The sequence below is a fragment of the Aquincola agrisoli genome, assembly GCF_036621135.1.
Taxonomy (GTDB): Bacteria; Pseudomonadota; Gammaproteobacteria; order Burkholderiales; family Burkholderiaceae_C; genus Aquincola; species Aquincola agrisoli.
The window spans coordinates 414,218-432,893 of record NZ_JAZIBG010000009.1 but is presented as its reverse complement, the minus strand read 5'-3'; the positions used below and the strand labels follow the sequence as shown (position 1 = coordinate 432,893).

Annotated in this window: 18 protein-coding genes; 5 read left to right on the top strand and 13 right to left on the bottom strand. The window is 71.8% G+C overall.

Annotated elements, in window-relative coordinates; genetic code table 11:
- Window positions 1–15: 15 nt before the first annotated feature.
- Entirely contained in the window at window positions 16–441 is a 426-nt protein-coding gene (locus V4F39_RS03850; protein ID WP_332287949.1) for a ribulose bisphosphate carboxylase small subunit, read from the bottom strand.
- Between the two features lie 19 nt (window positions 442–460).
- Window positions 461–1,918 (bottom strand): form I ribulose bisphosphate carboxylase large subunit, encoded by a 1,458-nt coding sequence (locus V4F39_RS03845; protein ID WP_332287988.1) that lies wholly within the window; start codon window positions 1,916–1,918, stop codon window positions 461–463.
- Window positions 1,919–2,055: 137 nt separating this feature from the next.
- On the opposite strand from V4F39_RS03845, the gene V4F39_RS03840 reads away from it, so the two are divergent.
- The gene (locus V4F39_RS03840) at window positions 2,056–3,024 is read left to right on the top strand and encodes a LysR family transcriptional regulator (RefSeq protein ID WP_378235041.1); all 969 of its coding nucleotides are present in this window, start codon (window positions 2,056–2,058) and stop codon (window positions 3,022–3,024) included.
- A 49-nt stretch (window positions 3,025–3,073) separates the two neighbouring features.
- On the opposite strand, the gene V4F39_RS03835 is transcribed toward V4F39_RS03840, so the two are convergent.
- Window positions 3,074–4,087 carry an AraC family transcriptional regulator gene (locus V4F39_RS03835; protein WP_332287947.1) on the bottom strand — a complete coding sequence of 338 codons (1,014 nt, stop codon included), beginning with the start codon at window positions 4,085–4,087 and terminating at the stop codon, window positions 3,074–3,076.
- 138 nt (window positions 4,088–4,225) lie between these two features.
- Here V4F39_RS03835 and V4F39_RS03830 point away from each other — a divergent pair, with 138 nt between their 5' ends.
- Both V4F39_RS03830 and V4F39_RS03825 read left to right on the top strand, forming a co-directional pair.
- The gene (locus V4F39_RS03830; RefSeq protein WP_332287946.1) at window positions 4,226–5,059 is read left to right on the top strand and encodes a class I SAM-dependent methyltransferase; all 834 of its coding nucleotides are present in this window, start codon (window positions 4,226–4,228) and stop codon (window positions 5,057–5,059) included.
- A 123-nt stretch (window positions 5,060–5,182) separates the two neighbouring features.
- Window positions 5,183–5,827 carry a PEP-CTERM sorting domain-containing protein gene (locus V4F39_RS03825; RefSeq protein WP_332287945.1) on the top strand — a complete coding sequence of 215 codons (645 nt, stop codon included), beginning with the start codon at window positions 5,183–5,185 and terminating at the stop codon, window positions 5,825–5,827.
- Here V4F39_RS03825 and V4F39_RS03820 read toward each other — a convergent pair.
- The 6 genes from V4F39_RS03820 to V4F39_RS03795 form a co-directional block, all read right to left on the bottom strand.
- Window positions 5,790–6,872, bottom strand: a complete 1,083-nt coding sequence (locus tag V4F39_RS03820) for a vWA domain-containing protein (protein WP_332287943.1) — start codon at window positions 6,870–6,872, stop codon at window positions 5,790–5,792. The two genes, V4F39_RS03825 and V4F39_RS03820, sit on opposite strands and share 38 nt — an antisense overlap.
- A 120-nt stretch (window positions 6,873–6,992) precedes the next feature.
- Window positions 6,993–7,598 carry a hypothetical protein gene (locus V4F39_RS03815; RefSeq protein WP_332287942.1) on the bottom strand — a complete coding sequence of 202 codons (606 nt, stop codon included), beginning with the start codon at window positions 7,596–7,598 and terminating at the stop codon, window positions 6,993–6,995.
- On the bottom strand, window positions 7,589–8,647 hold the full coding sequence (locus V4F39_RS03810) for a vWA domain-containing protein (protein WP_332287941.1): 1,059 nt from the start codon (window positions 8,645–8,647) through the stop codon (window positions 7,589–7,591). The genes V4F39_RS03815 and V4F39_RS03810 overlap by 10 nt, the downstream gene beginning before the upstream one ends.
- Window positions 8,644–9,519, bottom strand: a complete 876-nt coding sequence (locus V4F39_RS03805) for a hypothetical protein (protein ID WP_332287940.1) — start codon at window positions 9,517–9,519, stop codon at window positions 8,644–8,646. The genes V4F39_RS03810 and V4F39_RS03805 overlap by 4 nt, the downstream gene beginning before the upstream one ends.
- 10 nt (window positions 9,520–9,529) lie before the next feature.
- Window positions 9,530–10,369, bottom strand: coding sequence for a DUF58 domain-containing protein (locus tag V4F39_RS03800; protein WP_332287939.1), 840 nt, complete (start codon window positions 10,367–10,369; stop codon window positions 9,530–9,532).
- Entirely contained in the window at window positions 10,366–11,388 is a 1,023-nt protein-coding gene (locus tag V4F39_RS03795) for an AAA family ATPase (RefSeq protein ID WP_332287938.1), read from the bottom strand. Before V4F39_RS03795 ends, V4F39_RS03800 begins: the two co-directional genes overlap by 4 nt.
- 498 nt (window positions 11,389–11,886) lie before the next feature.
- On the opposite strand from V4F39_RS03795, the gene V4F39_RS03790 reads away from it, so the two are divergent.
- Window positions 11,887–12,630, top strand: a complete 744-nt coding sequence (locus V4F39_RS03790; RefSeq protein WP_332287937.1) for a hypothetical protein — start codon at window positions 11,887–11,889, stop codon at window positions 12,628–12,630.
- Window positions 12,631–12,774: 144 nt separating this feature from the next.
- On the opposite strand, the gene V4F39_RS03785 is transcribed toward V4F39_RS03790, so the two are convergent.
- Window positions 12,775–15,312 (bottom strand): TonB-dependent receptor, encoded by a 2,538-nt coding sequence (locus V4F39_RS03785; protein WP_332287936.1) that lies wholly within the window; start codon window positions 15,310–15,312, stop codon window positions 12,775–12,777.
- A gap of 209 nt (window positions 15,313–15,521) precedes the next feature.
- On the opposite strand from V4F39_RS03785, the gene V4F39_RS03780 reads away from it, so the two are divergent.
- Window positions 15,522–15,782: a type II toxin-antitoxin system ParD family antitoxin gene (locus V4F39_RS03780; RefSeq protein ID WP_332287935.1), complete on the top strand. Its 261-nt coding sequence runs from the start codon at window positions 15,522–15,524 to the stop codon at window positions 15,780–15,782.
- Between the two features lie 184 nt (window positions 15,783–15,966).
- Here the strand turns inward: V4F39_RS03780 and V4F39_RS03775 are convergent, their stop codons facing one another.
- From V4F39_RS03775 to V4F39_RS03765, 3 genes are read right to left on the bottom strand one after another with little or no spacing between them, the layout of a single operon-like run.
- The gene (locus tag V4F39_RS03775; RefSeq protein WP_332287934.1) at window positions 15,967–16,611 is read right to left on the bottom strand and encodes a response regulator transcription factor; all 645 of its coding nucleotides are present in this window, start codon (window positions 16,609–16,611) and stop codon (window positions 15,967–15,969) included.
- On the bottom strand, window positions 16,608–17,588 hold the full coding sequence (locus V4F39_RS03770) for a sensor histidine kinase (RefSeq protein ID WP_332287933.1): 981 nt from the start codon (window positions 17,586–17,588) through the stop codon (window positions 16,608–16,610). Before V4F39_RS03770 ends, V4F39_RS03775 begins: the two co-directional genes overlap by 4 nt.
- On the bottom strand, window positions 17,581–18,567 hold the full coding sequence (locus V4F39_RS03765; RefSeq protein ID WP_378235034.1) for a tripartite tricarboxylate transporter substrate binding protein: 987 nt from the start codon (window positions 18,565–18,567) through the stop codon (window positions 17,581–17,583). The genes V4F39_RS03770 and V4F39_RS03765 overlap by 8 nt, the downstream gene beginning before the upstream one ends.
- Window positions 18,568–18,676: the final 109 nt, after the last annotated feature.

Sequence of the window (18,676 nt, the reverse complement as noted above, 5' to 3'; positions counted from 1 at the left end):
TTCCGTAGGGCAGGCTCAGGCGGTGTAGCGGGCGCCTTCGGGGCGCTGCGCCACGGCGTAGCTCTCGATGCTGTAGCGGATCGACCGGCCCGGCTCTTCGGTGCGGATGACGCGGAAGCCGGGTTCCTCCGCCGGCCGGTTGACGATGAAGCTCAGCACCACCGACTCGGTGCCGTGCGTCGAGTCGAACGCGATCAGCCGGATGTAGTGGCTCGGAAAGGTCTTGCGGCAGGCGTTGACCTCCATCAGCACGCCGGCGGCGTCGCGCAGGTCGAACATCGGGTTGCCGAACATCTCCCAGAAGGTGTTGCGGGGGTGCGGGTCGTCGGTGTATTCGATGCCCAGCGCCCAGCCCTTGTCGAGGCAGTACTGGATCTGGCGGGTGATCTGGGCGTCGGTGAGTTCCGGCAGGAACGAGAAGGTGCCTTGCGTGATGCGCATGTGAAGCTCCAGGACGATGTCAGGCGACGGAGGGCGTGGGCACGAAGTCCGAGGTGTCGGTCGGCGTGTAGTTGAAGGTGATGTCGCCCCAGGTGTCGAGCGCGGCCGCCAGCGGCGAGCACCACTTGGCCGCGTCGCGCAGGATCTGCGGGCCTTCTTCCTTGATGTCGCGGCCTTCGTTGCGGGCCAGCACCATGGCTTCGAGCGCGACGCGGTTGGCCGTGGCGCCGGCCTGGATGCCTTGCGGGTGGCCGATGGTGCCGCCGCCGAACTGCAGCACCACGTCGTCGCCGAACAGGTCGATGAGCTGGTGCATCTGGCCGGCGTGGATGCCGCCCGAGGCCACCGGCATCACCTTCTTCAGCGCGCCCCAGTCCTGGTCGAAGTAGATGCCGCGCGGCAGGTCGACCTGGGTATGCGTGTCGCGGCAGACGTTGTAGTAGCCCTGCACGGTCATCGGATCGCCTTCGAGCTTGCCCACCGCGGTCCCCGCGTGGATGTGGTCCACGCCGGCCATGCGCATCCACTTCGCGATCACGCGGAAGCTCACGCCATGCGTCTTCTGTCGCGTGTAGGTGCCGTGGCCCGCGCGGTGCAGGTGCAGCACCATGTCGTTCTGGCGGCACCAGTGGGACAGGCTCTGGATGCCGGTGTAGCCGACCACCAGGTCGACCATGACGATGACCGAGCCCAGGCTCTTCGCGAACTCGGCGCGGCGGTACATCTCCTCCATCGTGCCGGCGGTCACGTTGAGGTAGCTGCCCTTGACCTCGCCGGTCGCGGCGCTGGCCTTGTTCACCGCATCCATCACGAACAGGAAGCGGTCGCGCCAGTGCATGAAGGGCTGCGAGTTGATGTTCTCGTCGTCCTTCATGAAGTCGAGGCCGCCCTTCAGGCCCTCGTACACCACGCGGCCGTAGTTGCGCCCCGACAGGCCCAGCTTCGGCTTGGTGGTGGCGCCCAGCAGCGGCCGGCCGAACTTGTCCAGCCGCTCGCGCTCCACGATGATGCCGGTGGGCGGGCCGGCGAAGGTCTTCACGTAGGCCACCGGGAACTTCATGTCCTCCAGCCGCGCGGCCTTCAGCGGCTTGAAGCTGAACACGTTGCCGATGACCGAGGCCGCCACGTTGGTGATCGAGCCCTCCTCGAACAGGCTCAGGTCGTAGGCCACGTAGCAGAAGTACTGGCCCGGGTTGCCCGGCACCGGTTCGACGCGGTAGGCCTTGGCGCGGTACATGTCGCAGGCCGTCAGGCGGTCGGTCCACACCACCGTCCAGGTCGCGGTGCTCGATTCGCCGGCCACCGCGGCGGCGGCTTCCACCGCGTCCACACCGTCCTGCGGCGTGATGCGGAAGAGGGCCAGGATGTCGGTGGCCTTCGGTTCGTAGTCCGGGTCCCAGTAGCCCATCTGGGCGTACTTCAGCACGCCGGCCGCATAACGCTTCTTGCTGTCGGTGATCTGCTTGGCTTCGCTCATGTTGCCCATGGGGTCTCCTCGTTGATGCGGATGACGTGGCGGGGGTGCCGTGAAGCCAATGTAGGGAGATCGCCCTTCGATGAGAAATCAAACTTTCTGCCCTTGGCATCAGGTTTAGCTAATATCAAAGCATGCCGCTGACCCGCAACGCCACGTTCCGACAGCTCGCGGCCTTCCACGCGGTGGCGCGGCTGGGCAGCGTGTCGCTCGCCGCCGACGAGCTGCACCTCACGCAGCCGGCGGTGTCGCTGCAGATCCGCGCGCTGGAGGATTCGGCCGGCACCGCGCTGCTGCAGCGTGCGGGCCGCGGCATCCGCCTCACCGAGGCGGGCGAGCTGCTGGCGGGCTACGCGGCCCGCATCGTCGACCTGTGGCGCGAGGCGGGGGAGGAAATGGCCACGCTGCAGGGCGTGTTCTCGGGCACGCTGCGCGTGGGCGCGGTCACCACGGCCGAATACCTGCTGCCGCCGCTGCTGGTGACCTTCGCGAACGAGCATCCCAAGGTCAAGGTGAAGCTGCAGGTCGGCAACCGCGACGAGATCGTGCGCATGCTGGCCGGGCAGGAGATCGACCTGGCCATCATGGGCCGCCCGCCGGCCGAGCTGAAGACGCAGGCGACGGCCTTCGCCAAGCACCCGATGGCGTTCCTGGCATCGCCCTCGCACGCGCTGATGACGGCGCGCCGCGTGACGCTGGCCGACGTGGGCGAATCACGCCTGCTGGTGCGCGAGCGCGGCTCGGGCACGCGCACCACGGCCGAGCGCCTCTTCCGCGAGGCGGGGCTGCCGCTGCGCATCGGCTCCGAGCTGTCGAGCAACGAGGCGCTGAAGCAGATGTGCGCCGCGGGCTTCGGCGTCGCCTTCCTGTCGATGCACACCTGCGTGCTGGAGCTCGACGCCGGCGTGCTGGCGCTGCTGCCGATGCCCGGCAACCCGATCGAGCGCGACTGGTACGTGATGCACCTCGACGGCCGGCAGCTGCCGCAGGTGGCGCTGGCGTTCGAGCAGTTCCTGGTGGCGCAGGGGCAGGCGCGCATCCAGCGGCAGCTGGCGCAGCACCCGGGCTTTGCCACCGGGCGGCGCCAGGCCGTGCGCCGGCGCCGTTAAGCGGCAGGACGGGTCGCGCGGCACGTCGGCGCCGCACTTCGCCCGCCGCTCAGGCGGCCGCGCCGGCCTGCTGCTGCGCGCGCCGCCACGCCGCCGGCGGCATGCCGGTGGCGCGCTTGAACGCACGGGCGAACGCGGCCTCCGAGTCGTAGCCGACCTCCAGCGCCACGGCCGCGACGGTGGCCCGGCCTTCGCGCAGCAGCTGGGCGCCGCATTGCATCCGCCAGCTGGTGAGGTAGTGCATCGGCGCCATGCCGGTCAGCGCGACGAAGCGCTCGTGCAGCGCCGAGCGCGACAGGCCGATGCGCCGGCCGAGCGCCTCCAGCGTCCAGGGCGCGGTGGGCTCGGCATGCATCAGCGCGATCACGCGGCCCACCTGGCGATCGCGCAGCGCGGCCAGCCATCCGCGCGACGCCGCGGGCAGCGCATTTAGGTAGCGCCGAGCGCCGTCGACGAACACCATCTCGCTGACCCGCTCCAGCATCGCCGCGCCGCCGGCACGCCGCGCGCTCGATTCCGCGGCCGCGTGCTCCAGCACCGGCGCCACCCAGGCGCCGACACCTTCGGCCGGCAGGTGCAGCAGCCTCGGCAGCGCGTCGATCAGCGGGTTGAACGGCCGCAGGTCGCAGGCGATGAAACCGCAGACGATGACGGTGCTGGCGTCCTCGGCCGGCAGCAGCACGCCGGGCTCGACCATGCCGCCGCGGTAGGTCACCGGGATCGGCTTCGGATCGCCGAGCATGCGGAAGAGCCGCTCGTCGTCGGGCGCGGGCCGCAGGCCCGGCGCGCTGGAGACCACGTGCGCGTCGCCGTGGGGCAGCATGACGATGTCGCCGCACGCGAGCCTCAGCGGCGGCTCGCCGTCCACCGCGACCCAGCCCTCGCCCTTGGCGAACAGGTGGTACTCGATGACGTGTTCGGCGCCCGGCATCACGGCGGGCGCGATCTCGCGCGAAGGCGCCGCCCGCGCGGCCCACTGGCCGTGGCAGCTGACCTGGAAGAAGACCGAACCGCGCAGCCGGACGCTGCGCAGGACGTCGGAGAGCGGGTCGGGGCCGGTCATCGTGCTGCAGCCGCCGGATCGGCGGACGCCCGAGCAAACAGGCGCGACGGCGGGTCAAGCGGGCCGCGGCCGGCGGGCGAATCATGGGCACACCGAACGCTGCCGCGTCGGCCCCCATTCATCGCCAAGGAATCCACCATGACCTCCATCACAGCCACCCCCGCCGCCACGCCGGACTATGCCGCGATCAAGCAGCGCCAGCAGGCCACCTGGGCCAGCGGCGATTTCGCCATCGTCGGCACCACGCTGCAGATTGTCGGCGAGATGCTGGCCGAAGCGGCCGATGTTCGTGCCGGCGAGCGGGTGCTCGACGTGGCCGCCGGCAACGGCAACGCCACCCTGGCCGCGGCCCGCCGCTTTGCCGAGGTGACCTCGACCGACTACGTGCCGGCGCTGCTGGACAAGGGCCGGCGGCGCGCCGAGGCGGAAGGGCTGGACGTGAAGTTCGAGGTCGCGGACGCCGAGGCGCTGCCCTACGAGGCGGCCAGCTTCGACGTCGTGCTGTCGACCTTCGGCGTGATGTTCGCGCCCGACCAGGCCCGCGCAGCGCGGGAGCTGCTGCGCGTGGTGCGCCCCGGCGGGCGCATCGGCCTGGCGAACTGGACGCCGGACGGCCTCATCGGCCGGCTGTTCAAGATCGTCGGCGCCCACGTGCCGCCGCCCGCCGGGCTGCGGTCGCCGGCCCTCTGGGGCACCGAGCCGCACCTGACGGCGCTGTTCGGCCCGCAGGCCCGCGAGCTGCGCGTGGAGCGCAAGACCTTCCCGTTCCGCTACCGCTCGGCCGCGCACTTCGTGCAGGTGTTCCGGGACTGGTACGGCCCCACGCTGAAGGCCTTCGCCGCGCTCGACCCAGCCGGGCAAGCCTCGCTGGAGCGCGAGATCACGGCGCTGCTGAACGAGATGGACATCGGCGGCGGGCGCGGCCTGGTCGCGCCGAGCGAGTACGCGGAGGTGGTGATCACGGTGGCGTGATGCCGCCGATGGCAATCCCTATAACGCCAGGCCCGTCCCGTCGGAACAAAGGATGACGGGGCGGCGCTTGTCCTGCATCGTGCTGCCGGCAAACCCGGCAACCGGAAGGAGACGATGCAGACCATGAGCACACCCATCGCCGCGTCCCTGGCCCTGCTGTCCTTGCTGGGCACGGCAGGGGCCCAAGCCGCCCCCACGTACCTCAACGGCACGAACATCACCGTGTCGGTCGGCCCGGGCACCTCGCCCGGCAGCTTCAACAACACGTTCGCCAACGGCGCCACGATCGCCAAGGTGATCGACGCGCCGTCCGCCGCGGCAGAGGAGTTCCACACGCAGGCCACGCACATCTGGTTTACCGCCGACCAGGCGGGCGGCGGGCTGGAACTGCTGTTCGACTTCGGCACGGCCTACGACATCGGCACGCTGCACTTCTGGAACTACACGAGCGAGGACTACGACGTCGACCACATCGCCTTCTCGTTCTTCAACCAGGCCAACGCCCTCGTCGGCACGCTGGAGGTCACGCCGGCGCTGGGCAGCAGCCCCGGCATCCGCGCACAGGACATCCTGCTGGCCGCACCGCTGAACGTGCGCTACGTGACGGCGTTCGTGAGCGGCAGCAACCGCCAGGTCGACTTCCAGAACATCGGCTTCACCGCCGACGTCTCGGCCCCCATTCCCGAGCCCGGCACGGTGGGACTGATGGCGGCGGGCCTGCTGGGCCTGCTCAGCCACCGGCGCTGGCGCCGGGGCGCACACCGCTGACCGGCACGCCGCCCGGCGCCGCGTGAAAGCGCCGGCCCGGGCGCGCATCGCGCCAGCGCAGCAGCAGCCGAACCAGCAGCAGCAGCAGCGCGGCGGGCGCCAGCAGTTCGCGCAGGTCCAGCGCCACCGGCACCTGCCGCTCGAAGGCCGGGGCGGTGAGCGCGGCCGCCAGATCCTGCGCGCCACCGAGCCGGTGGAAGCGCAGCCCGTCTTCCGAGGCCAGCAGCCGCAGGTAGGGCTCGCGCAAGCCCGAGAGGTGCTCGGTGCCCGGCGTGGCGCCCACGGCGGCGGCGGGCCCGGCCGCATCGTCCGCCAAGGCCTCGCCGGCCACGCTGCCGCCCCGCCCGCGGCTGCGCGGATCGGCCTGCAGCACCTCGTCGGGGCCCCAGGTGCCCAGCGGACGGCCCCGCGCGTCGAGCTTGGGGATGGGCGAGGGCTGCGCCTGCCCCACGCCGACGATCAGGCCCGCCACCTCGCCGGGCGTGCCGTCGAGCCGGGGCCGGTGGCGGGGGTGCAGCGGCGGCGCCTCGTGGCCGTCGGTGACGAAGACCAGCGAAGGCCGCTCCGGCAGCTGGCGCACGATGCCCATGCCGCTGTGCAGGCCCTTGGCCACCTCGCTGCCGCCGATCCAGGCCATGCGGCCGTCCAGGTTGGCCAGCGTGGTCCGCAGTTCGCCCAGGTTCGCGCACACCTCCACCGGCGCCATCACGAGCAGCGAGCGGTACTCGGTGAACACGCCCCAGCCCACGCGCGAGCCGCAGGGCAGCGCGTTCAACGCCTGCCGCAGGGCCTGCTTCGCGAACGCGAGCCGCGCCACCGGCCGGCCGGCGGCGGACATGTCGGGCACGTTCATGCTCTGGGTGATGTCGAGCACGATCACGTGGTCGAAGCGCGCGCGCTCGACGGTGAGGCGCCACGGCAGGAAGCAGGCGGCCAGCGCCAGCGCCGCGGCCGCGAGCAGCGCCGCGTCGCGGTGGGCGCGCAGGCCGCGCAGGCCGCGTACCGCGAGCGCCTGCAGCCGGCCGGGCGGCCGTGCGGCGCTCACCGAGGACCTCCGCCCTGCCGGGCTGCGGTGTGAGCGCCTTCGGGCGGCCGTGCGGCGCTCACCGAGGACCTCCGCCCTGCCGGGCTGCGGTGTGAGCGCCTTCGGGCGGCCGTGCGGCGCTCATGGCAACCCCGGCGAATGCCCGCGCATGGTGGTCACCGCGCGCTCGCTCTCGGGCGCCGGCTCGCCGGCCTGCAGCTCTTCCTCCTCCGCGTCGGGCAGCAGGCGCTGCGCGCGCTCGAGGTTGTAGCGCGCGGGCCAGAAGCCCGGGTCGTGGCGCAGCACCTCCCGGTAGCCCTCCTTGGCCAGTTCGAGCAGCGCGATGGCCTGCCCCGGCTGCTGCGTGGCGCGCACGGCCATCGCCTGGCGCATCAGCAGGTTGGCGCTGTTGAAGCGCGCCGCCTGGCCGAGCGGGGTGTCGCCCTGCAGCGGGCGGTAGCGGTTGAGCGCGGCCTCGGCCGCGGTGCGCGAGGCCTGCTGCCCGGCCTGCAAGGCCTGGGCATAGGCCGCGGCAAACCGCAGCTCCGGCAGCGCGCCCTCGGGCAGCGAGGCCGCGCCCTGCGGCGGCGCCGCCCCCGCCGCCACCTCGGCGATCGCGGCGTTGCGCTGCGTGTCCCGCCACAGCAGGCTGCCGTCGAGCGCCGCGGCCACGGCCAGGCCCGCCGCCAGCAGCAGCACGGCACGGGTGCGCCGGCGCGTTGCCCAGGCGGGCTTCGTCACGTCCATCGGCGTATCTCCGCCAGGTCGGCCGCCAGCAGCAGCAGCACGGCCGCGAGCGCCGCCGCCAGCGCCCAGGGCGCGAGGCTGCGGCGCGGCACCACGTCCTCGTAGACGATGGGCAGGTTTTCCAGCCGGTTCACGTCCTCGATGGCCTTCTGCATCGCTTCGGGGTTGTCGGCCTCGTAGGCACGGTACGGCGTGCCGAGCGACTCGAAGAAGCGGTGCAGGAAGTATTCGGGCGCGACCTCGGCGTTCTCGGCCGCGGCCTCGGCGCCCGGCGGGGCGACGAGGCCGGTGCTCATCGCCGAGCGCAGGTAGATCCAGTACACCGCCACCCGGTGCTTGCGCACGAGTTGCGCGATGCGCTCGCGGATGGCCGCGTCGAGCCGGTCGCCGCCGTCGGACACCAGCATCACGATGCGCGAGCCGGTGTAGGCCCGTTCGTCGAAGAAGCCCAGCGCGCTCTCCAGCGCGAGCCCGATGTTGGTCTCCGACAGGCCCCGCCCCACGTTGCCCGCCGCGATCGCCGCCTGGATCGGCTCGGGCTTCTGCGTGAACTCCAGCACCCGCAGCGGCAGCGTGCTGAACAGCACCATGCCGAAGCGGTCCTCCGGCCGGCGGGCCGCGAAATCGGCCAGCAGCTGGCGCGCCACCTGGCCCTTCGACTCGCGGTTCTGGGAAGCGCGCAGGCGCGCGTAGTAGTCCAGCGCCTCGGGGCCGGTGCCGCGGATGCCGTTGCCGGCGCCCCGCGTGCCGGCGAAGCCCTGGTCCATGCTGCGGCTGCGGTCGAGCACCAGCACGATCTCGGCGCCGCGGCCCACGCGCTCCACGGTGTACTCGGGCCGGTAGGGGCCGGCCAGCGCGATCACCAGCGCCGCCAGCGCCATCACGGCCGCGGCGTGGAGCAGCAGGCCGATCGCGTCGGAGGGCCCGTCGCGCGGCAGGCTCGCGAGCCAGGTGTTGGCGAGCGATTCGCGGCGGCGCAGCAGCCACGGCAGCGCCGCCAGCGGCAGCAGCCACAGCCAGCCCGGCGCGTCGAAGTGCAGCGCCGTCATGCCGCGCCCCGCTCCGCGTCGCGGCAGCGGCGGCAGAAGGCGCGCAGCCAGGCGAGGTCGTCGTCCGCCGGGCTGCCGGCAAAGAACGCACGCCGCGAGCGCTCGAAGAACGCATGCAGCTCGGCGCGCAGCGCCGCATAGCGCGGGTGAGCGGCCACGAAGCCCTCGACGCCGGCCTCGAACAGCGTGCTGCCCGCGGTGGAGTTGAGCGCGCCGTGCACCCGGGCCCAGGCCAGGCGGTGCTGCGCGCCGTCGGGCTGCGAGGGCATCGACTGCAGCCATTGCCAGGCGGCGCCGAACGGCCGCCGCCGCCGCGCCCACCACGGAAAGCCGACATACACATGGAACAGGTAGGCCGCCAGCACGAGGCCGGCCGCGCCGTACAGCAGCAGCCGCAGCCGGGGCGCCGAGACGTCGATGGGCGGGGGCGGCACGTCGGGCTGCAGCTCGCCGAAGCCGCGGCGTGCAGGCGCCTCGGCCGCCACCAGCGGCGAAACGGCGACGGGCCACGCCTCGACCCGCAGCGTGGTGGCCGCGCCGCGGGCATCCTCGAAGCGCAGTTCGAAGCCCGGCATCTCCAGCACGCGCGGGGCGCGCGGCGACAGCAGCACCTGGTACTCCAGCCACAGCTCGCGCCCCTGGCGGAAGGCGACGCTGCGCAGCTCCAACGCGCTGCCCCGGCGCCCCGGCCTGGGCAGCGACGCCGCATCGAGCCTGACGCCGGCGGGCAGGTCGAGCGTGACCGTGCGCGCCACCGTGTCGCCGACCAGGTAACCGTAGGCGCGCGGCTCGTCGGCCTGCACCGTCTGCGCGGCGGCGGGCCCGGTGGCGAGCGCCATCGCGGCGAGCAGCAGGGCCGGGCGCGTCGTCATCGCCGTCCCGTCATGCGAGGAAGTGGCGGGTGACGGCCTCGGCCTCGAAGCCGCCCTCGATGACCAGCGGCGACAGGCGCCGCGACCGCAGCGCCTGCAGCAGCCGCTCGCGGTGCGCGGCACGCGCCGCCTGCCAGCGCGCGCGCAGCGCGGGGCGCCACCACACCAGGCGGCGGTGGCCGGTCTCCGGGTCGACCACCGGCAGCAGGCCGCGCCGGGCGGCGGGCCCGAATTCCAGCGGATCCCACAGCACCACCGGCACCACCTCGTGCGCGGCCAGGCTGTCGAGCACCTGCTCGACCAGCGCGGGCGGCAGGTGGAAGTCGGACACGAGGAAGACCAGCGAGCGCTGCCGCGAGAGGTGCTGCACGGCATCGAGCAGCCCGTGTGCGCTGCGGCCGGTGGGCGTGTACAGCCGCAGCGCCCGGGCGACGATGCCGCCCGCGCCGCGGCTGCGGGTCTGCGGCTGCAGCATCGCATCGCACACCACCGCCTCGCAGCCGACGAAGCCGAAGCTGTCGCCCGTGCGCCAGGCCGACCAGGCCAGGCTGTCGACGAAGTCGGCCACCACATCGAGCTTGCGGCGCGTGCCCTCGAAGCCCATGGAGGCCGACAGGTCGACCACCATCGCCACCGGCACCGCCATGCGCTGCGCATGCACCCGCACCCGCCAGCCGCCGAACGGGTCACGCAGGCTGGCGTGCAGGTCGAGCCGGCGCGGATCGGGCGCATCGAGCAACGAGGCATGGCCGCGGAATTCGAAGCCGCTGTCGCCGCGCGTGCTGCGGTGGTGGCCGGGGAAGTGCCCGCGCACCGGCCCGCCGACGCGGTAGTGGATCTCCTCGATCATGGCGCCGCCACCGCGCCCAGGATGCCGGCCATCAGCGGCGCGGCGATCTCGCCGCGCCGCATCTCGTACACCGGCTGGAAGCACAGGCGGTGCGCCAGCGTGTCGACGAACACCGACTGCACGTCCTCGGGCGTTGCGTAGCCGCGCCCGTCCAGCCAGGCGGCCACGCGCGTCGCGCGCATCAGCATGCTCATGCCGCGCGGGCTGGCGCCGGCCAGCATGAGCCGCGCGGTGTCGAGGTCCGACAGGCGCACGCCGTACTCCGCCGGCACCGCCGTGGCGCGCCACAGCGCGAGTGCGTAGTCCTGCAGCGCGGGCGAGGCCTGCACGTGGTGCTGGATCGCCTCGGCCACGTCGTTCAGCTCGGCATGCGGGACCATGCCGCTGCGCAGCCCGCCGACGAGGCGGTCGGTGTCGTGGAAGCGGGGATCGAACATCAGCTGGCGGCGGTCGTCGTCGGTCGCCGGTGCGTCGATCGTCACCTCCATCATGAAGCGGTCGCGCGCGGCGGAGGAGATCTCGAAGGTCTCCTCCCGCTCCACGCGGTTCCGGTCGGCGAACACCAGCAGGTGCGGGAAGCGCACCTCGCGGTTGAAGGCCGAGACGCTGCGCTCGGCCATCACGCGCAGCAGCAGCGAGTGCACCTGCGGCCGGGCGCGGTTGATCTCGTTGAAGAAGAAGATCGCCAGGTGCTCGCCGTGCTCGATCAGCGGCCCCGGGTCCACCGCCGGCCGCCCGTCGGCGCCGATGTAGGTGTAGTAGACGAGGTCGTTGGGCATCAGGTCGATCGTGCCCTCGGTGCGCGCGAAGGCGCCGCCCAGCACCCGCGCGAAGGCGCGCAGCAGCGTGGTCTTGCCCACGCCCACGTCGCCTTGCAGCAGCACGTGGCCGCGGGCGAACACCGCGGTGCTGACGGCCCGGATCACCCGCCGCTGGCCGATCACGGCCTGCGCCACCTCGGCCTCCAGCGCCAGTGCACGCTGGCGCCAATCGTTCAGCAACGCGTCGTCTCGCTCCAATTGCAGGCTCCCGGGCCGCTCGGGCGGCCTCTGCCGGCCGGCCGCACCGCGCCCGATGCGCGGCACACACTGTCACGCCCGTGGCACAGGCGCGGCAGCGGCGGTCGACGCGTGGAATGGGAGCAAGAGCTGCGCCTTCCGGGCAAACCCGCGGGCGGCCGACGCTTGCGACGACCCAGGCAGACGAAACAACCGGATGGCTGACAGCCATGCACATACATTACTGCGCGACGCGGCGATATCAGCTTCGATGGACCGAGATCCCAGATGTCACGCCAATACAAAACGCTCCTCCTGGCCGCGATGGTCTTGGCCGGCGGGGTCGGGGTGCTGTTGATAGCGCCGTTTCACAGCGCAGAGGCACCAGGGCGGGCTGGAACAGCCCATAGCAGGGTTGCGGTGCCTGCTGGTCCGCCATCCGATCCCCCCGCCGCAGCGACACCAAACCAGCCGGCACAGGCCCCGTCAGAGGCCATCGGGGACATGCCAGCCCACCCGATGCTCAAGGCGTTCTATGAAACGAAATCCGGCAGGGCGTTTGTTCAATACGCCATGCAGCATCCAGAACGGGGGGGCATGTTCTATTCACGCGCCTTTCTAAGGCAGTGCGGACTTGTCCGTGCGCAGGACGATCAACTGCAACATCTGCAGGCCGCAACGGAGCAAGAACACGACGGTCATACGCATCGCCGCCGAGTGGAAGCTTTGCGGTTCCTGAGGGACAAGTGCACTGACTTTACCTCTGCAGAATTGAGCGGCGCCGACTTCCCCGCCACCCTGGTTGACCAAGACAGTTTGGAGGCCTCCTCTGCCAGCTTCTATAAGGAGACGCAGAATAAAAACATCGAAGCTGCTCGCCTCGCAATAAAGTCGATCCTGGGTCTCGCCGATCCGGTCCAACTGGACCAGATAGGCGTTCGGATCCTTACCCCGGGCCTCCAATCGACCAAGACGTTTCATTTCGACGGCCATCAGTATCCGGTTGCGTCGGAGGTGGTGCATACGGCTGCATACTTATTGCCTTGCGAGCTCGGGCTGGCCTGTTCGCTCGAAAATGACTTGGCACTGGCGCTCCAATGTGCCACCGGCCAGACTTGTTTTCAAACCCGCCAAGACCGTGCATTGGCAGAAATGGCCAGCGGGAGCGAAGACACTTATGAGAATGCGAAGCGGCTGTCAAAGCAGATGGCAAACGCCATTCGCTCCGGCAACGTCGACGCCTTTATTCCGGCAGCGAAATGATCTCCGGCTCGTGATGTCTGGATCCAGCTGCGGGGCATGGCAGCTTTCATCCCTTCGAAGATGCCTTGAGCCGCAAATCGGCGAATGCGGCTCACACCATGAGCCGCAAACGCTGCACGAACGGCGCCGCCTCGGCCCCTGCCCTCACTTCCCGAAGCTGTACCTCACCCCCGCCCACACCGTGCGCGGCGCGCCCGGGGCGTAGAAGGTGGAGTGCTGCAGCGGCCGCTCGCCTTCGGCATTGGCCGGGAAGGGCCGCGCCTGGAAGTTGCCGTTGGCGTCGAAGCCCGTGGCGCCAAGCTGCGCGGCCGTGGCGTACTGGCGGTCGAACACGTTGTTGACCTGCACGAAGAAGCGCCAGCTCGCGTTGGGCTCGTAGTCGGCGCTCAGGTTCAGCACCGCGTAGCCGCCGCTGCGGCCCTTGCCGAGGTAGTAGGTGCCGTCGGGCTCGTGCTCGCCGTTCTCGTTGCCGCGTGCGATGGAGCCGCCCACCGCAGTGACGTCCGCGCCCAGCGACCAGCCGCCGCCCACGCGCCAGTCGGCGAAGAGCTTGAGCATGTGGCGCGGGATCAGCGGGATGCGGTCGCCCGAACGGATGTTGATCGTGCCCTCGGTGCCCGGGTTGCCTTCCTCGGCCTCCTCGTTGCTGCTGTTGCTGGAGCCGTCGACCACCTCGGCGCTGCGGTAGGTGGCGTCGAGGTAGGTGTAGTTGACGCCCAGCGTCAGGTCGCGCGAGAAGGCGAAGTTCAGCCCGGCCTCCAGGCCCTGGCGGCGTGTCTTGCCGAAGTTCTTGAAGTAGCCGAAGCCGGCCTGGTCGTCGGCGACGAAGAGGATGTCGTTCTTGTTGTCGGCCCGGAAGACGCCGACGTTCCAGCCGTAGCGCCCCGGCACGCCGCCGCGCAGCCCGGCTTCCAGCGTGCTGGTGACGACCTGCTTGAGCGGCGGGTCGCCCGCCATCGAGTTCGGCAGCTTGCAGGGGTTGGCCGGGTCGGCGCAGCCCAGCTCGATCGCCGACGGCGCGCGGCTGCCCTGGTTGAAACCCACGTAGGCGTTGAGCGCATCGGTCGGCGAGAAGGTCAGCCCCACCGCCGGGTTGAAGCGCTTGAAGGTGTGGCGCCCGTCGAGCGATCCGGGGCCGCCGCCCGGCAGGATCGCGTCGCTGCTGCGGATCGTCGTGCGGTTGTAGCGTCCGGCGAGCGTCAGGTGGGTGCGGCGCGACAGCGCCAGCGTGTCGCTTGCGAACAGGCTCCAGGTGCGGGTGCGGGCCGAGAGGTCGACCCGGGTGTCGTAGGGCTCGCCATCCTCGTTGCCGCCGGTCACGCCGTCGCCGAACGCGCCGACACCGACCACGCCGCGGTCGGGCGTCAGGTAGCCCAGCTCGGAGCCCTGCAGGAAATGCACGCGGCTCCAGTCCATCGCCGCGCCCAGCGCGAGCTGGTTGCGCAGGCCGCCGAGCTGGCCGTCCCAGTTGAGCTGGCCCGACAGGCCCCAGTTGCGCTGCGTGGTGCGCGTGGTGTTGAGCAGGCCGTTGCACTTCTCGGCCGGCTCGTCGACGAGCAGCGCGTTGGCGATGCAGCGCCACTTCGGGAACGGGGTGTTGGCCGGGCTCTCGCCGCTGGTCGGGAAGCCGGTGTACCCCGCTTCGGCCAGCGCCTCCTGCTCCTCGTCGCCGGGCTGGTAGAGCGACTCGGTGAGCGAGTCGTCGTTCAGGTCGCCGTTGAGCGTGTGGGTGCGCACCCGGCGCCAGTAGGCGTTGCCCGACAGCGAGAAGCCGTTGCCGAGCTGGTGCGTGGCCGCCAGGTTCAGCAGCATCGCGCGGTTGTGCGTCTCGTCGGGCTTGGTGTAGATGCTGCTGTAGTCCCTGTCGAGCAGGCGTTGCTCCTGCAGGCCGTTGCCGGTGAGGTCGTTGTCGGCCACCGCGGCGCTGATCGCGATGCGCGTGTCGGCCGAGCGGAAGCCGAGCTTGCCGAAGAGCTGCCTCACGTCGCTGGGCGAGGCGTCGCGCCAGCCGTCCTCGCGGAAGCGGTTGCCGGTGACGTACCAGTCGAGCCCCGTCGCGCCCTGGTTGCCGCCGGTCTCGAAGGTGAGCTGCCGGCGCTGGTGCGAGCCGACGAGGAACTCCACCGACGTGCCCGGGTGGCTGATGCCGTCCTTGGTCTGCACCGACAGCGCGCCGCCGAGCGTGTTGAGGCCGAACAGCGGGTTGCTGCCCGGCATCAGCGTGATCGACGAGATCGCCGCGCGGGGGATGAGGTCCCAGCTCACCACGTCGCCGAACGGCTGGTTGACGCGCACGCCGTCGACGTACACCGACAGGCCCTGGCCGGTGCCGAGCAGCGGCGAGGCGGTGAAGCCGCGGAAGTTGACGTCGGCCTGGAAGGGGTTGTTCTGGATCTCGTTGACGTGCACGCCGCCCAGCGTGCGGTTCATGTAGTTGGTGAGGTCGGGGGCATGGCGGCGATCCATGTCGGCCGCGCGGCCGGTCTGCACGTTGGCCGGCACCTCGTCGCGCGGCACGCCCAGGCCCGGCAGCGGCGTGACGCCGATCACCGTGACCTGGCCGGCGGAGGGTGCATCGGCGGCCTGCGCCTGCGCCCAGGCCGGGGCACAGGCCGCGGCGGCGGCCAGCGCCAGCAGGGTGGGCCAGCCAGGCCGCTGCGCGGCGCTTCGGGTCGTCGTCATGGGGTCTCCTCGCGTGGTGTTGTCGAACGGCTCGCGCGTCGCGCGCGCATGGCCGCATGCTGACAAGGCCGCCCGGCGGACGACAGGGAAAACTTCCCGGCGGGGATGAGGACTGACCCCGATCCTGTGCCACCGCCCATGGCATTCATTGCCATTTCCTGCCACCCGTGCTGGCTTGACGGGCGGATATGACGTCTCTGGAGTCTGCGATGCAAAGCATGAACATTTCCCTGCCCGACCCGCTGAAGCAGTTCGTCGACGGGCAGATTGCGCAAGGCCGCTACAGCAGCGTCAGCGAATACATTCGTGAACTCATCCGGGCCGACGAAAAGCGCAAAGCCGAGGAGGAACTGGAAACCAAGCTGCTGGAGGGGCTGCAGAGCCCCAAGTCTGCGCTGACGGCCGCGGAATGGAGTTCCATCCGCAAGGAAGCGCTCTCCAGGATCGCCACGCCCAGATCCAGGCGCTGATGCCCACACTTCATCAACACGACGCCGCAAGGCGCGATCTGGTGGAGCACTTCGTCTACCTGGCGGAACACGCCAGCGTGGAGACGGCCGGACGCTTCTTGCACCACGCGGAGTCCACGTTTGATCACCTGGCCCGGCAGCCGGGTATCGGCTCGCCGATGCGCCTGCGACACCTAGAGCCGTCCTAAACCGCCGCCGGCAGCCCGATGACCCCGTGCAGCAGCGCCAGGTGCGCCAGCGCCGCGCTGGTGTGCACGCCCAGCTTGTCCTTGATCACCGTCTGGTGGTTGGCCACGGTCTTCGGGCTCAGCTTGAGCGCCTGCGCGCATTCGCTCGACGAGCGGCCCTCGGCCAGCAGCCGGAAGATCTCGAACTCGCGCGGGCTCAGGGCCGAGAGCGCATCGTCGCCGGCGGCGCCGGCCGCCGGCTCCAGCAGCGAGGCGGGCAGCTCCGGCCCCAGGTAACGGCGGCCGGCGGCCAGCGCCCGCACGGCGTCGACCAGGCTCTCCGGCGGGCTGGCCTTGGTGAGGAAGCCGCGGGCGCCGGCCTCGAAGGCCTGCCGCACCAGCGAGGCGCTGTCGTGCATGCTGAAGACCAGCACCCGGGCCCGCGGGTCGCGGCGCATCACGCGGCGGATCAGCTCCAGCCCGCCGCCGGGCATCGACAGGTCGGTCACCAGCACGTCGGGCATCTGCGCCTGGTGCAGGGCGTAGGCCTCGTCGCCGCTGGCGGCCTCGCCCACCACGCGCAGGTCGGCCTCCATGCCGAGCAGGCGCTGGTAGCCGCTGCGCACCACCGGGTGGTCGTCGGCGAGCAGCACGCGGATCATGCGGCCGCCTTCATCGCCGACGCCGCCGCCGTGGCGGCCGCACCCAGCGCCGTGCACGGCAGGGCCAGGCGCATCGCGCAGCCCGCGCCGGGCGCGCTCACCACCTGCAGCGTGCCGCCCACGGCCGCGGCCCGCTCGACGCAGCCCAGCAGCCCGAGCCCCCGCGTGGCCGCCTGCGGGTCCATGCCGACGCCGTCGTCGCACACCGCCAGCTGCAGGCCCTGGGCGGCATCGAGCCGCAGCAGCACACGCACCGCCCGCGCCTGCGCATGCCGCTGCACATTGGTCAGCGACTCCTGCACCACGCGGTAGACGGTGATGTTGACGAGGTCGGGCAGCGGTGCGTCCAGCCCGTCCTGCTCGAAGCTGCAGGCCACGCCGGTGCGCCGCGACCAGGCCTCGCACAGCGTCTGCACCGCCGCCACCAGCCCGAGTGCGTCGAGGTCGGCGGGGCGCAGCCGGCGCAGCAGCTCGCGCACCTGCTGGTAGAGCGTCTGCGCCGCCAGGTCGGCCCGGGCCGCCGCGGCGAGCAGCACGGTGTCGCCGGCCGGCGCGCAGCGGCGCAGGCAGGCGGTCTCGACGCGGATGGCGCTGCAGCCCTGGCCCAGCTCGTCGTGCAGCTCGCGCGCCAGCGCCAGCCGCTCGCGCTCCTGCACGCCGATGAGCTGTTGCGCCAGCTCGCGGTTGTGCGCGAGCAGCGCAGCGGCGTGCGCCTCGGCCGCGCGGCGCCGGCCCAGCTCGACCCGCACCTCGCCCATGCGGCGCCACGCATACCAGGCCAGCCCGACGGCGAGCACCAGCGCCGTCAACGGCAGCTCGTCGACCTGCCAGCGCTCGTAGCGGCCGAACCAGCGCACCATGCGCTCGTGCAGGTCGATGCGCACGGAGACCACGTAACACGCCGCGGCGGCCAGCAGCACGCGCAGCAGGTCGCCACGCCAGCGCGGCGACGGCGGAAGTGGGACGGGGTCAGCCACCGGTGCTCTCCCTGGCGACGCCGAGACGCTCGGCATTGAGGCGCTCCTGCGCGTGCAGCGCCCGGCACGCGGCTGCATAGTCGGCCGGGCCGAGGTAGTCGACGTCCTGGTCGTACTTCGCGATCTCCTGCACGAAGCGCGGATCGAACAGTGCCTTGCGGAAGGCCTGGTGCAGCACCTCGACCACCGACGAGGCCATGCCCCGCGGCCCGACCAGGCCGTAGGGCGACTGCGCGACGATGTCGAAGCCCAGGTCGCGCAGCGTCGGCACCTCCGGCCAGCGCCGCGAGCGATGCGCCGCGAAGGTGGCCAGCAGCCGCAACCGGCCGGTATCGACCGCCGGCCCGAAGCCCGTGGAGTTGACGCCGGCCATCACCTGCCCTGCGGAGATCGCGTTGAGCTGCTCGCCCGTGCCCTTGTAGGGCACGTGGATGTAGCGCATGCCGCGGGCGGTGAACAGCGTCTCCAGCACGACGTGCGGCGTGGTGCCGACGCCGTTGGTCGCGATCGACAGCTCGCCGGGGTGCGCCCGCGCGTAGGCGAACAGGTCGTCGAGCGACATGAACGGGCTGCCCGCCGCCACCAGCACGCCGAAGGTCACGCCCGAGACCTGCAGGATCGGCGTGGTGTCGCGCACCGGGTCCCACAGCACCTTCTGCGTGTGGGCGATGCGGAACACCGGAAAGGGCATCTGCGCGATGGTGTAGCCGTCGGGCGCGGCGCTCTGCAGGATGGGCATCACCAGCGTGCCGCCGCCGCCGCCGCGGTTCTCGGTGACCACCGGCTGGCCGAGGTGGTGCGAGGCCAGCTCGGCCAGCAGCCGCAGCGCGATGTCGGTCGCGCCGCCCGCGGCCCAGGGCACCCACAGCGTGACGGGCCGCGTCGGAAACGCCGGGCCGGCTGCCCGCACCGCCGACATCGCCGCGCCGCCGGCCGCCCAGGCCGCCGTCCCCGCGAGGAGCTGCCTTCGCGTGACCATCTCAGCGGCTCCCCGCCAGGCCAGGACCCAGCGGCCACCGCGGATCCGGCTTCGCCGGTCCGCTGGTGGCACCCCCTCGAGAGGGAGTGCCGAAGGCGCAACGGGGGTG